At 41.3% G+C, this 14443-nt stretch carries 13 protein-coding genes; 4 read left to right on the forward strand and 9 right to left on the reverse strand.

The window, feature by feature from the left end; genetic code table 11:
• Nucleotides 1-69 precede the first annotated feature (69 nt).
• The 3 genes from infC to ACP8HI_RS19865 all read left to right on the forward strand — a co-directional run bounded on the left by infC (nucleotide 70) and on the right by ACP8HI_RS19865 (nucleotide 2585).
• Entirely contained in the window at nucleotides 70-555 is a 486-nt protein-coding gene (gene infC, locus ACP8HI_RS19855) for a translation initiation factor IF-3 (RefSeq protein ID WP_438347897.1), read from the forward strand.
• Between the two features lie 57 nt (nucleotides 556-612).
• Nucleotides 613-1680: an undecaprenyldiphospho-muramoylpentapeptide beta-N-acetylglucosaminyltransferase gene (locus ACP8HI_RS19860; protein WP_438347898.1), complete on the forward strand. Its 1068-nt coding sequence runs from the start codon at nucleotides 613-615 to the stop codon at nucleotides 1678-1680.
• A gap of 155 nt (nucleotides 1681-1835) precedes the next feature.
• On the forward strand, nucleotides 1836-2585 hold the full coding sequence (locus ACP8HI_RS19865) for an SDR family NAD(P)-dependent oxidoreductase (protein ID WP_438347899.1): 750 nt from the start codon (nucleotides 1836-1838) through the stop codon (nucleotides 2583-2585).
• Between the two features lie 102 nt (nucleotides 2586-2687).
• On the opposite strand, the gene ACP8HI_RS19870 is transcribed toward ACP8HI_RS19865, so the two are convergent.
• From ACP8HI_RS19870 to ACP8HI_RS19885, 4 genes are all read right to left on the reverse strand, one after another.
• Nucleotides 2688-3668, reverse strand: a complete 981-nt coding sequence (locus tag ACP8HI_RS19870; RefSeq protein WP_438347900.1) for a YitT family protein — start codon at nucleotides 3666-3668, stop codon at nucleotides 2688-2690.
• 23 nt (nucleotides 3669-3691) lie between these two features.
• Nucleotides 3692-4936: a cation:proton antiporter gene (locus ACP8HI_RS19875; RefSeq protein WP_438347901.1), complete on the reverse strand. Its 1245-nt coding sequence runs from the start codon at nucleotides 4934-4936 to the stop codon at nucleotides 3692-3694.
• Nucleotides 4917-5435 (reverse strand): cation:proton antiporter regulatory subunit, encoded by a 519-nt coding sequence (locus ACP8HI_RS19880; RefSeq protein WP_438347902.1) that lies wholly within the window; start codon nucleotides 5433-5435, stop codon nucleotides 4917-4919. The genes ACP8HI_RS19875 and ACP8HI_RS19880 overlap by 20 nt, the downstream gene beginning before the upstream one ends.
• A gap of 172 nt (nucleotides 5436-5607) precedes the next feature.
• Nucleotides 5608-5973 (reverse strand): hypothetical protein, encoded by a 366-nt coding sequence (locus ACP8HI_RS19885; protein WP_438347903.1) that lies wholly within the window; start codon nucleotides 5971-5973, stop codon nucleotides 5608-5610.
• Between the two features lie 162 nt (nucleotides 5974-6135).
• On the opposite strand from ACP8HI_RS19885, the gene ACP8HI_RS19890 reads away from it, so the two are divergent.
• Nucleotides 6136-8061: an LTA synthase family protein gene (locus ACP8HI_RS19890; RefSeq protein WP_438347904.1), complete on the forward strand. Its 1926-nt coding sequence runs from the start codon at nucleotides 6136-6138 to the stop codon at nucleotides 8059-8061.
• Here ACP8HI_RS19890 and ACP8HI_RS19895 read toward each other — a convergent pair.
• The 5 genes from ACP8HI_RS19895 to ACP8HI_RS19915 all read right to left on the reverse strand — a co-directional run bounded on the left by ACP8HI_RS19895 (nucleotide 8045) and on the right by ACP8HI_RS19915 (nucleotide 14341).
• Nucleotides 8045-9265: a response regulator transcription factor gene (locus tag ACP8HI_RS19895; protein ID WP_438347905.1), complete on the reverse strand. Its 1221-nt coding sequence runs from the start codon at nucleotides 9263-9265 to the stop codon at nucleotides 8045-8047. The two genes, ACP8HI_RS19890 and ACP8HI_RS19895, sit on opposite strands and share 17 nt — an antisense overlap.
• The gene (locus ACP8HI_RS19900) at nucleotides 9243-10955 is read right to left on the reverse strand and encodes a sensor histidine kinase (RefSeq protein ID WP_438347906.1); all 1713 of its coding nucleotides are present in this window, start codon (nucleotides 10953-10955) and stop codon (nucleotides 9243-9245) included. Before ACP8HI_RS19900 ends, ACP8HI_RS19895 begins: the two co-directional genes overlap by 23 nt.
• A 154-nt stretch (nucleotides 10956-11109) precedes the next feature.
• A complete protein-coding gene (locus ACP8HI_RS19905; RefSeq protein WP_438347907.1) occupies nucleotides 11110-11991 on the reverse strand; it encodes a carbohydrate ABC transporter permease in 882 nt (293 codons plus the stop codon).
• A gap of 15 nt (nucleotides 11992-12006) precedes the next feature.
• The gene (locus ACP8HI_RS19910; protein WP_438347908.1) at nucleotides 12007-12897 is read right to left on the reverse strand and encodes a carbohydrate ABC transporter permease; all 891 of its coding nucleotides are present in this window, start codon (nucleotides 12895-12897) and stop codon (nucleotides 12007-12009) included.
• A gap of 79 nt (nucleotides 12898-12976) precedes the next feature.
• Complete coding sequence (locus ACP8HI_RS19915; RefSeq protein WP_438347909.1) at nucleotides 12977-14341, reverse strand: extracellular solute-binding protein; 1365 nt, start codon at nucleotides 14339-14341, stop codon at nucleotides 12977-12979.
• Nucleotides 14342-14443 lie beyond the last annotated feature (102 nt).

Consider the following 14443-nt stretch of genomic DNA (forward strand, 5'->3'; position numbering starts at 1 on the left):
AGTTGATATTTCTCCTTCCACGCGCTAACATTGGGTCATTATCCCAAGTGAAAGTCCAGGTGTTTATATATGATTAAGAACGAAAAAATTAAAGCCTCCGAGGTTCAGTTAACCGGGATTCATGGTGAAGACCTAGGCATTGTCTCGACCGCCGAGGCTTTATCTATGGCCAGAAGACTCAAGGTGGATCTGATCTGCACTTCCCTCTTAAGTAGCCCTCCGCCCTGCCGGTTAATGGGAGCAGGAGCTGCTAAACAGGAACTACAGCAATCTAAACAAAAAGATCGCAAGCCTGAGAAGAATGATAAGGTAAAAGAGATTCGTCTTACTCCCCAAATTGAAGACCATGATTACGATACGAAGAAGAATCAGGCTCATAAGCTTTTGAAATCAGGAAAAGCAGTCGTACTCGTTGTACGCATACAAGGTAAAGAAGGTCCAAAGGCAAAGGAGTTGCTAGAGCGACTACTAAAGGAACTTACGGAAGTGGGCAGCAAGCATACCGGGATTCAACTGAGTGGCAAGCAAGCGATGGTTCAGGTAAACCCTCTATAAGTAGGAGTTATAATAACTGGCTTACGGAAGTAACCAGAACAATGCGAGGTTTAACATATGTCCAAACGTATTTTATTTACAGGTGGCGGATCAGCAGGTCATGTCACCGTTAATGTAGCACTTATTCCAAGATTTATCGCTTTAGGATGGGATGTTTCATATATAGGCTCTATGAAGGGTATTGAGTCTGAGCTCATCAAGAACATTGACCATGTCGATTATCATGGTATTTCAACAGGCAAACTTCGACGATATATGAGTGTTGAGAATTTCAAAGACCCCTTTCGCATCGTCAAAGGTGTGTTTGAAGCAACCCATTTAATACGAAAAATCAAGCCAGATGTAGTATTCTCCAAGGGTGGATTTGTATCTGTCCCTGTCGTGATCGGCGCTAAATTAAACAAGGTTCCTATTATTATCCATGAATCCGACCTTACTCCCGGGCTCGCTAATCGAATCGCACTTCCTCTAGCTACGAAGGTATGTGTGACTTTCCCTGAAACGATAGATCATATCAAGAGTGACAAGGCAACTTATGTTGGAGCTATTATTCGCGATGAGCTGCGAGCTGGCAATACCACTCTTGGACTAAACTTCCTTCAGTTCACCAACAGCAAGCCGATCATTCTCGTTATGGGCGGTAGCTTAGGATCCAAAAAAATCAATGAGACTATTCGTAGTAATCTAACCTTTCTCCTTGAGCAGTTCCAAGTGGTACATATCTGCGGGAAAGACCAAGTCGATGCTTCTATTCATATGGATGGATATCAACAATTCGAATATATCCATGATGAACTGCCAGATGTCATGGCCTCAGCAGATACTGTCGTAACAAGAGCAGGCTCTAATTCCATCTTTGAATTTCTAGCGCTCCACAAACCAATGCTATTAATCCCGCTATCGAAGGCAGCTAGTCGTGGAGACCAAATATTGAATGCTCAATCTTTTAAAAAGGCAGGATACGCTGAAGTTCTATTAGAAGAAGAGTTAACCAACGAATCATTTATGATCTCTCTTCATGTACTCATCTCTAAACGGGCTCAAATGGTTGCAGCAATGGCTCAACATGATCATTCGAATACCATCGATCAAGTCATTGAGCTTATTCAGGATACTTCCAAATAAGAGAAACACGCCTCGCTTCGATGTAACGAAGTGAATTTAGTATTCGATTCTGACGAACATGGACTAATGTCATTCACAATTGAAATGCTATGGTTTTTCATTCTCTTATTTGGTATATTAACTTCATCATTTTCATCATAAGGAGAGATTATACAATGGCTATTGAATCAAACGTCAAATGCGCTTTAGTCACAGGTGGAAGTAGAGGAATTGGTAAGGCAGTCGTCTTGGAATTTGCCAAGGCTGGTATCCATGTCATGATTAACTATTTCGGTGACGAAAAAGAAGCCATGGATGTTAAGAATCAAGCAGAAACTTACGGAGTTCAAGCAGAAATATTTCATGCAGATGTTAGCGATCCCGTTCAGGTACAAAATTTATTTGCAGCGATCGATAATTTGTTCGGTAGATTAGATATTCTAGTTAATAATGCAGGGATTGCTCAAACGGTAACGGTCAGGGAGATGACAGACGAGCAGTGGGATCGGATGATCAAAATACATATGTATGGTACCTTCTATACTTCTCGTGAAGCAGCGCGCAGAATGTGGGATCAGAAATCCGGCAGAATCATTAACGTTACATCCGACCTTGCGGGCCAAGGCGCTGCCGAACTGGCACATTACGCAGCGGCTAAAGGTGGCATTACGGCGTTCACTAAATCGCTTGCTAGAGAACTAGCCCCATACGTATTAGTCAATGCTATCGCACCTGGAGGTACATTTACCGACATTCGCTCCTCTCTTGAGGAGACCCATGATAAGAACGATTCGCGCCAGTTATTAAATAGACTAGCATTCCCGCAAGAGATCGCTAGATCCATTCTATTCCTTACTTCAGACGATGGTAGCATTTATACCGGGCAGGTTCTTGGAGCCAATGGTGGCAGTGTCATGAATGGCTAAACTATTGGGCTGATATTATTACCTTATTGCTAGTAAAGGCCGACCGCATAATTAACATAGCGGTCGGCCTTTTGGCGTACAATATTTCAGTTCCGTGGATTTCTAACTACGATTATCGGACGAAAAGCTAGACGAATCACTTGTGATGCTCGCATCAGGATCAATACTCCTCACGAGAGCTCTAAATTGTGCCCTCTCCGCTATATGAACCTTATACACTAATGGTTTAGCTACACCGTTAATATCACGTACCTCAGGGCTACTTTCATCCTGCTCATGGTTTACATCTTCAAACAGCCGATCTTTTGAACTATTCGAAAGACTAAGACGTAACAACAATGCTAGTTTAATTTCTTCATACCTGGTACTTTGAACATACGTAGTCCGATATAAGGAGAACCCCCTTATGCTTAAATGCACCATCTCATATGCTAGCAAGTAGGCAACGACAGAATACATCGCTTGATCCCACCCGAATATAAAACCTGCAATCGCCAGCACTAGACAATTAATAAACATGATGCTGTTATCCAATGAAACCGGAACTCCATTTCTCCATATAGAACGTTCAGCCAATTCTAGTGTATCTAACGTTCCTCCATACCGAACGACGATACCGATGCCGAGCCCCAACGAGACTCCACCTACCATAGCAGCCCATAATGGATGTTCGATTAAGGCAGGGATAGGATGTAAAAGGATTGCGCTCAGTGAGAATATGATTAATCCCAGTATGGTCAACACGACAAACTCTTTTCGAATATGTCTGTATGCCATTGCCATAAAGGGCACATTCAATAAGAAAAGAAATAAACCTAACCGCATCTCCGTAATATGAGCGAATATCGCGGAAATCCCTGTCACCCCACCAACAATAATCTGATTAGGGATTAAAAATAGTTCCAACCCTACTGACGCTAATACACTTCCTACAATGACAAAAAACACATGGATAAACCACCGTTTAAAGCTTCCAACCTCATATGACTCTGTTGGTTTCAGCGAAGTTCTTAGTAATTTCAGTGCGAATCCTCCTCTTCTGGTATAGACTTCCCTATAACGGCAGAAAGCTTTGGACAGCATTTCAGGTATGAGTCTTAATCAATCTATGTTCCACTTTCCTCTGGTAACTTAGGGTTCACCTTAGCCTTACCACGTTTGGAATCTTTGAATTTGAATATTTTATCCATAAAATTGTAGATATGCTTAGACTCCTTGGATAATAAAGGGCCTAGTATGGCCATAATTAATACATACAGCGCAGTAAAAGGTTGCAATATAGGCATAAGGCCGCCAGCCTTCCCTAGATTAGCCATAATAATCGAGAATTCGCCACGGCCCATAATAGTGAATCCAATATTAAACGAAGCTTTAGTGGATAGCCCTGCTTTTCTACCAGCTAATACCCCTGACGTTAAGTTACCTATAATCGTTAGTAGAACTGCTGCTAGAGATAACCATACTGCATCTAACATCTCAAATGGATCAATAGATAGTCCAAAACTAAAGAAAAAGATAGCTCCGAAAAAGTCCCTGAATGGTAAAATAAGGCGCTCAATTCGTTTCACGTGAACCGTATCTGCGAGGACAAGTCCAAAGAGTAACGCCCCAATAGCTTCCGCCACATGGATCGTTTCTGCAAATCCAGCAACTAGAAATAATGAACCAAAAATAACGAGTACAAAAAGTTCATTAGAGCGGATATTGAGCAACTTATTTAACAATGGGACTGCCTTTCGACCAAGAATAATCATTAATAGTATAAATCCTAACGCTATGGATGCGGTCAATAGCACTCCCCATACACTTGAGGAATCACTTAGAATAACACCTGATAGAATCGATAAATATACTGCAAGAAATACATCTTCAAACATCGTGATTCCAAGTACCATCTCTGTCTCTGTATTCGCTGTACGTTTTAGATCAATGAGTACTTTTGCGACAATGGCACTGGAGGATATCGTAGTAATCCCTGCAATAACAAGAATCTCTTCCATTGGAAATTGAGCGAACCATCCCAGTAACAAACCCAGTACAAAGTTTATGCCGATATATATAGATCCACCAGTCACAATAGACTTACCTGACTTAATCAAGCGTCCGATAGAAAATTCAATACCTAGATAAAACAGTAGAAATAGCACACCGATACGGCCCATAAAATCGATAAGTGAGGCACTCTCAATGAACCGAAGATCTATATGCCAAAAGTTCACTGCATGGGGTCCCACAGCCATTCCAATCAATATATAAAAGGGTATAACCGAAAGCTTAAGCTTGGCCGCTAGCAGACCGCCTGCTGCGATCAAGGCAATTGCCATTCCAACTTCAAATACCAGATGATTCATCTATGTTACCACTTCCGTCCATTAAGATTCGCTTGAATAAATTCTGTTGTTCACGTTCTCCTACAACGACTAAAATAGCATCCGTAGGGATCACGAAATTCGGTCCTGGACTAACGTGCTTCGAATGATTCTTCTCAATAACAGCGATGATCGTAGCTCCAGAATTCTGACGGACATCAAGTTCACCAATCGATTTACCTACTGCTTTATTGCTGCCGGCAATTTTATACCATTCAATAATGAGTTCATCAAACGCCATATCCACTTTCTCAAGAGCTTTAGGAACATAGGTCATTCCACCAACAATCGCAGCAACAATTCGAGCTTCATCATCATCCATTGAAATCATAGAGATACTGTCATCCGGTTCATCATATTCAAAGTGATATAATTCACGTCTTCCATCATCATGAATAATGACAACTAACTTATCCCCACCACGAGTCGTGATGTGGAACTTTCTTCCGATACCCGGCAAATCAGTTTCGAGTACATTCATTATTTAATTACCTCCAATTTATTCTGAATATATATTTAAATAGAACCGAGTTAATTGTCTACAAAGAGACATTATCGATTGCTATTGTTAACGATCAAGAATAACGTGGTTGATGTTTGTTACAGGAATCTATAGATAACTAAAGAAGACTGTTCAAAAAGGGAAGGTTTAATTAGAGCACAAGAGAAGTTTCTCTGCTCAGAAAGGTCGAGGTATACTTAATGGGGTTTAGAAATAAGCGACGCAGTAATAACATGATACAACGTTTGAAGGGATTGGGACATGAAGGTACATGAAGGAATTCCAAGATAAACACTGAGAATAAAAGCGGTAATAATTGGGCGACAAACATCGTCTTCGAGAGGGGTAAAGCGGGTTTACGAATAAGAGGATTAGCCATACGGAACTCCGAAGAGATCGTATTATGAGAAGTTTCACTCGTATATTCTTCATGAGAAGATACCGGGAAGGAGAGTGCCATAACTAAAGCTAGGCCGAACATCAATATCAATCGATAAAGTTGGTTCATGAAGCTCATAAGGCATCTCCCCTTTCTCATACTGTTACTAAAATGATAACACATCAATTTAATGACCACAATAAATTATTACTGAAACATAAACGAGATACACTTGCGAAATCGCTCACTAATCTATTATCATGAAGGTTCAACCATGCCAATGAAAAGAAGTGAAATAAGATGTCTTTGAACGCAAAATTAAACAAACTACCCATCATGGTTAGCATGTCCCTACTATTAATAACTAAATTATGCCTTCTTCGTTATTTCTATTTCAGAGAACTGACCGGAGCCGGACTGTTAGCGGATACGTTCTCCGTTCTCGTGTTCATGAGCGTACTGGAACTCATCCTTCCAACAAAAGCAAAACGTATCACCTATTGGAGTATTAATATCATGTTCTCTATCATGCTCTTTGCAGCTACGTTGTATCAGGCTCATTTCGGTTCAGTACCTACGTACACAACGCTCAAAGAATTTGGGCAAGTGGGTCAGATACGTTCTAGTATCCAATCTTTGATCAAACCCATTCATTTTCTATTCTTTATTGATCTAGGCATTGCCCTAATCTTAGCGCTTATAAGCTTCATTCGCCCCCATCGGGGTAGGTATGTGCATAGCATGGGCCCTATATTTAGTTCCACTCTTAATCGTAAAAGAGGGAGATTGAAGTGGACAATCGCTACTGCTCTGACCTTGGTAATAAGTATCAGTTACTCAAGTCTTATTATTAACCGCTCCATTGGAATCGATAATGAACTTGTACAGGCTGAGAACCTTGGCTTCCTAAATTACCAAGTGGCTGCTGCTCTGAAGAATAAACGAGAGGATGTATTGATTACCAATGGGAATCTTCAGGAGACCATAGCAGAAGTGAAGGCTTTACAGTCAACCTATCCTTATCGGGAAAATGATTCTACAACACCTGCACATTTCGGTTCCGCTAAGGGTATGAATATCATAGTTGTGCAATTGGAGTCCTTTCAGAACTTCCCGATCCATTTGAATCTGGAACAGCAGGAAGTTACACCTGTCCTGAATAAGCTGGCTAAGGAAAGCTATTACTTCCCCTATTTCTATCAGCAAATTGGACAAGGGAATACATCGGATGCCGAATTTATGTCCAATACGTCCATCTATCCAACTGGAACCACTGCGATGTCTTCTGGTTTTGGGAATAGAGAGCTACCAAGTCTTCCGAGGTTACTACGTAAATTACAATATAATACGGCAACGTTCCATATTAATGATGTGACATTTTGGAGCCGTAACTTGTTGTATCCAGCCCTTGGCTTTGATCATTATTATGATAAACCTTTTTATAAGAATGATTATTTCAATGATTTCGGTGCTTCAGATGAGGAGATGTACCGTGTCGGTATGGAGAAGATCAAGGAGGTCTCAGCTGACAACAAGCCCTTCTATGCGCAGTTCGTCACAACGTCTAGTCATGCACCCTTTGTCATCCCTAAAGATCAACGGAAGATAAAACTCCCCGATGATATGGAAGGAACACAATTGGGCAACTATTTGATGGCCGTAAACTATACGGATGATGTGCTAGGTAAACTTATCGAACAATTGAAGGAGAATGGTCTTTGGGATAATACCGTTCTTGTCGCCTATGGTGATCACTTTGGCATTAACCCGAAGGAGACAGATGGAGCGGAGATTACAGCGAAACTGGGTATCCCTTATGATGATCGGATCAGTCGGTTTAACATTCCCCTCCTAATTCATGTTCCTAATCAACAGGAGGGTCAGGTTGTTGAGCTTACAGGCGGACAGCTGGATATCTTGCCGACGGTGGCCAATCTTATGGGAATATCGCTTGAAAAGGAACATTTCACCGCATTCGGACGCGATCTTTTGAATACGGATCATAATGTTTTTGGGATGCGTTATTATTCCCCGACAGGTTCCTTTTTTAATAACGATGTCATGTTCGTTCCAGGTACTGGCTTTGATGATGGAACTGCCTATTCATTAAAGACGTTTGAACCTGTTGAAGATGTAAAGACCTATCGCTCCGATTATGATTATATAATGTCGCTGATGAAGCTATCTGATGTATATGTTCAATTGTTACCTAAACGTTCTCCGTGATGCTTGGAAATTTAAGAGATCCATCGTTCGTTCGTATTTCAGTGCGTTGTTCATGTCTATATCCTGTCGGTGTGATGTTGAAGCTTTTACGAAATACTTGTGTAAAATGCTTCACATCCTGGTACCCTACACGCTCCGATATATCTGCCAACTTGAGCTGTGGATGGAGTAAAAGTTGTTTCGCTTGCTCCATACGCAGTTGAATCACGTATTCTTTAAAGCCATAACCAGTCTTTTGTTTGAACACTTGGCTGAAATAAACGGGGTTCAGATAGACGATCGAAGCGACCTTCTCCAGCGATAATGGAGTATGATAATAGGTTTTAATATATTGTAAAGCTACCTCAATCACTTGGCTTCCGCCCGTTGCATAATACTCAAATTCATGAGAGATCGCATTCTGATTCATCTGCAGTACTTCTGAAGCAACGGCACTGAACTCATGAATCACTTCGGTGTGTAATATTTGAAAGGGTACCCTTAAATACTTTTTCAAATGAATACGGAGCTCTTCCAGCATATTCCTCATACTTCTTGATTCATCCATTGTGATGAGACCTAACAAACTTTTAGCATCGAAACTCGTGGCGAACCCCTTGCCATACTGAGCAATCAATTCGGTGAGAACATTATCAATAATGAAATGCTCTAAATGAAGCACTTTATCACTTTCCATCTTCACCATAATGAGTTGAAATTTCGGATGATTAGCGATGACTGAAGCGATATCCATACCTCCAATATCCAGGCCAGACGCCCAACGCCGAAATACCGCTTCACGCAGAAACTTTAAATTGGTCTGCAGCATTTCGGATTCCTTAATAATCTCCGCTTCGCGCCCAATTTTACCCTCAAGCTTATCGATCATTTCCAACAGCATATCCTTCCCTATCGGCTTTAGAAGGTAATCTACAGCTCCTAAACGAACAGCTTCCTTAGCATAGGCAAATTCAGAATAGGCGGAAATAATGACCCATTTGATATGTGGATAACTAGGTTTAGATAATTTCATTAATTCTAGACCTGTCATTCCTGGCATAAGAATATCCGTCAGTATGATCTCAATTGGACGACTGCGCAATATTTGTACAACCTCTTCCGGATTAGCAGCCAAATAAATGCCATACTGTGGGTAGGCCCTTTGGATCGTTCTTTTAATACCTTCCCTAATGACAGATTCATCATCTACGATGAGGATATTCATCTTCGTGCCTCCCTTGTAACGGATTCGGTATCACCACGATAACAGTTGTTCCTTCACCCTTATGACTCTCAATACGAATACCATAGGCTTCTCCAAACATCATGCTGATTCTAGCGTGAACATTATGCAGTCCGATCCCTCTCCCTGGCCTGCTTACAAGGTTCAGGTTCATTTGTAGGGACTCTCTAACCTGACGTAACGTTTCTTCGTCCATGCCTAACCCATAATCCGTAATTCTAATATGGAGTTCCTGATCATGTTGAACCGCGTCTACCTTCAGCTTACATGGAATGCCCAATGGTTCCAAACCATATTTCACAGCATTTTCGATGATTGGTTGAATGGTTACTTTCGGTAAAATAACATCAAGCCATTGTTCATCCACCTCAATCTCTGTCTGAACTCGATCCTCTAGACGACTCTCAATAATCGTCAGATAGTGGCGGATCTGCTCCAACTCTTGGCGAAGTGTCGTTTGTGAGGCTTCCTCCCAATCGCTGCTATACCGAAACATTTGGGATAGGGACAGAATGACTCGACTTAGCCTTTCATTTCCTTTCTCATCCAACATCCAATAAATCATATCTAACGTATTATATAAAAAGTGCGGGTTAACTTGTGATTGTAATGCCTGTAACTGAGCATTCTTCTCACTTACCGAAGATAACTTGATGCGCTCAATCAGTTCATCCATCCGATGGACCATTCGATTAAATGAAGATACTAAGCTATTGATCTCTTCAAACGAATTCACGTTCACAGAGCCACTGAAATTACCCAATTCGACTTTCTTCATTTCTCGAATGAGTAGCTTCAATGGAGATGCAATCGTTCTAGATACGAGCGAAGCTAACGCCGTGGACACAGCAATCAGTACGAGAACGACAATGGCAAGAAACAGTCGGGTCTGATTGATCTCCGCGCTAAGATCACTCTTCGGTGTAATGCCGTAAATCGTCCAATCCGCAAGGGAAGTCTTCGCAGCCACGATCAATTGATCTGAATGATCATCGACGATAATCTCGTCATCCTTCGAAGGCTTGGGAAGATCAGTTAGTACAGGCCATCCATCCTCCTCTTGCGCATTACTAGCAATCACACGATCATTCAATCCCGTAATAAACACTCGAGTACCCGGACTAATACTTACGTTAGTTAATGCTTCGGTAATAGGCTTCGGATCCATCTCGATAATAATAATTCCTATTGGTTTATGATTTGTAAGATCATAGAGTTGTCTACCAAATACGAATACCGTATCTTGCTGCATCGTATTAATAGGTGATCCATTATAGAATCCAAGCCAGATCATATCGCCTGAGGACGCTTTCAACTTGCTATACCATTCCGTTTGCGCATAATTGATATCGATGACACCTGCAAATTGTCGCTCATAACTATAGACCTTACCCGAATTCGTAATGATGTGAATTGCTGCAATCTCCTTACGAGAATAGTACGCTGCACCGATGATATTCGTAATCGATCGCTCATTGATAATCGAAACAGCTGGATTATTAGTCGTCTCTTGGAGCAATCGAGTTAATTCATAATTACCATTCAGTGATTTCGTCAGACTGTCATAACCCTCAAGCATCAGATTAAACAGACCGGCTGTTTGGGATATATTCTTCTGCGCGATGTCACTGATTTTCGAATGGATAATATCTAACGTACGTGTATAGTACACGAAACTGACGAGGATCAGGATAACGGTCATACATGATAAAAAAAGAAAAAAAAGCCGGCTATGGATAGAACGGAACCCTCGAGCCAATCACATTATCCCCCTTCACTCGATTTAATTCCAGTTTATCACAATACCCGCTTCCGCTGAGTAAATATTACCCTTTCACAGCACCCGCTACCATGCCCTGTGTAATTTTGTCTGCTAATAAGAAGTAGATCACAATTACCGGAAGCGCACCTAATACTAAGAACGCACCAATGGCTCCATAATTTACAGAATATTGGCTAACAAAGCTGTTCACACCAAAAGGCAATGTCTTTAGTCTTTCTGCCGAAATAAATGTCGCCGCTAGAATGTACTCATTCCAAATCGTAATAAAAGTTAGAATGCATACGGTCATGATCGGTGGAACTGAAACCGGCAATATGATATTCCAATACACTCGAAATATACCCGCACCGTCCATGATCGCCGACTCTTCAATCTCATACGGAATCGTCTTCATGAAGCCGTTTAGAATAAATACAGAAATCGGTGTGGAGAAGGCAATATACGGCAGAATGATGGATAAATGAGTATTTAGGATGTGCATATTTTTAAAAATAATCATTAACGGTAATAACGTCGCTTGCATCGGAATCATCATACCAACCAGGAAAAGAAGTAGCACAACTTGACCATAACGCCAACGGAAACGACTTATCGCAAAGGCAGCTAGCGAGCTCAGCATAATAACACTGGACATCGTCACTGACGTGACGAAGAAGCTATTCCATAAATAGCGAAGATAATTCCCACTTGTAAAGGCAGAGCTGTAATTGATCCATTGTGGAGATTGCGGTAGTGCAAAGAAACTTCCAGATAGAATTTCCTCATTCGTTTTGAATGAGTATAGAATTAGCCAGAGTAACGGGTAAACTTGCGTCACCACTAGTACAGATAAGAATAGAATAACGATTCCTTTCAAAATAGAAAATCGTTTGCGCTCGGGTGCGACTGTTACAGAACGTAAAGCCGTAACCTTGGATGTATTCATATCGATTTCCCCTTTCTAAGAGAATCGTTTCTCTAAAGAATTAAAGATAAAATTGATGATCAATGTGGCCGCTAAACATACGACAACAAGGAATGCAGCAATTGAACTTCCGTATCCGTATTTCATAGACAAGAACGACATATTGTACATATGTGTGGAAATCACATCCGTAGCGTGAGCAGGCCCACCACCCGTCATGACCATCACCATATCGAATGCCTGAAGCGATCCAATAAACGCCAACACAATGGAAATTTTAAATATTGGAATAATCATCGGTAACGTAATATAACGATCTGCCTTGAACCCTTCCGCACCATCAAGACGTGCTGCTTCGTAAATCTCAGTCGGAACATTTGAAATCCCTGTAAATTGAATGAGCGTATGATAGCCCAAGTACTGCCACAATGCTACAAAATATAAAGAGTACATGGCTACCGCTGGTTCGGTTAACCACGGTCTCGCCCAGGAATCAAGCCCAATCATCATCAACATTTGATTCAACATACCGCCCATAGATGCCGGATTGTAGATCGTTTTCCACAACTGACCGACAATAACAACAGATAAAATAACGGGCATGAAATAACTAGAGACTAGGAAGTTCGGTTTACGAACATATCTTCGAAGTAAGATAGCTATGAACAACGCAATTGGAATTTCACCCATCGAAAAGACAGCAAACATAAGTGTTCTCCGCACGGAAGGCCAGAATACGGGGTCATTGAAAAATAGCCTTTTAAAATTATCCAACCCTACAAATGTCGCTGCACTAATACCATTCCAATCTAATAAACCACTATATAACGATACGAGAATAGGAACAAAAACCATTCCGAAATAAATAAGTAAACAAGGCATTACAAACGCGACAATCGTAAGGCGGGAGACTTTAAGAACGTTCACACCCTATCTCCTCCTTCTGGTAATCATGATAGATATGAAGGGAACAACTAGCGTCCCCTTCATATGTGCTTAAACGATTCTATTTATTATTCTCTTCATAGGCCGCTTGATGTTCTTTGCCTACCGCAGCGGATTCTATCTTCTGCACGAACAGGTTCTGAATACTGTTTAAATGGACTTGTGCTGTACCTGGATTCATCGTATTATCAAATGCCAGGTCGCCACCTTTAACTTCTTTAAACAGACCAAGCACTTCCATAGCCATATCGGAATAACCCGCCGCCTTAAAGTCTCCATCCACAATCTGACCAATCCCTACAGCACCCTTCGCTTCAAAGGCTTCTTTCGGGAAGTTCGTCATGAAGAAGTTCAAGAAATCCTTCGTCTCTTGTAAATGCTTGCTATTGGCAGATATCGCGAATGCACTACCCGGTGCTAGCATGAACTCATTCGGATCACCTTTACCATTGATTGTAGGAAATTTGAATACGCCTACTTTGCCATTCACCGAGGATGTCTCGATACCTCCAGTTGCCCATGACCCCATGAAATACATGGCTGACTTCCCTGTTTTAAATAAGTTCTCTCCCGCATTGTAGTCAAAGGAAGTTGCACCTTCTTGGAATGCTCCTGCTGCAACTAAGCTTTGGAATGCATCGACTGCTTCTGTGAAGGCAGGATCTTCAAATGTCTTCTTCTGATCGATGACATCTTGCAGGAATCCTGGACCGTTTGTACGAAGCAACATATTCATAAACAAGAAGGAACCCGTCCATGAATCCTTTTCGCCAATAGCGAGTGGTGTAATCCCTTTCGCTTTGAGCGCTTTAATGACTTCAAGCATTTCTTCAAAGGTTGTCGGCACAGCTACACCTGCTTGCTCGAAGATCTCTGTATTGTAGTAGACGACACCAATATTATTACCGTCTGGAAGAGCGTATATGTTGTTATCAAAGCTATACCAATCTAACAATCCTTCTTGGAAAGTACCTTTCAGACCATTTTGATCCAACATATCATTCAATGGAGCAAATAATCCCGCTTCTACAAAAGGCTGCATTTGTGCTGCCGGGTTAACGACTGTAATATCAGGAACCTCTTTCGATGCCGCCTGTGTCTTCAACTTCAGTTTCTGTTGATCCGTGTTAAGAGAATCAAGTTCAATCTTTACATTGGGATGCTCGGTTTGGTATTGATCTACGAGCTTCTTCATCAGATGATTCTTAGGATCGGTTGGATCGGGAAAGATATTCTGAAACGTAATCGTAATATCCTTTTCGACGACTTTCTCTGGCGCCTTTTCAACAACCTTCTCTGGCGTATTTCCACTCTCAGGACTTACAGTATTACCTTTGTTGCCATTGGTGCTGCTACCACACGCAGCTAAACTAAGTGCCAATGTTGCTGTAAGAACAAGACTTAACATTTTGGATACTTTCGCCACTTTATTCGCCCCCTTATAGTGTACAAACTCATTATAAGGGGTATATTCTCCTATGGGGAGGTGTGATATTTAGGAAAGAGGTTTGATTTTTTCAGATCGTAG

Source organism: Paenibacillus sp. FA6 (genome assembly GCF_051550225.1).
Classification (GTDB): Bacteria; Bacillota; Bacilli; order Paenibacillales; family Paenibacillaceae; genus Paenibacillus_AQ.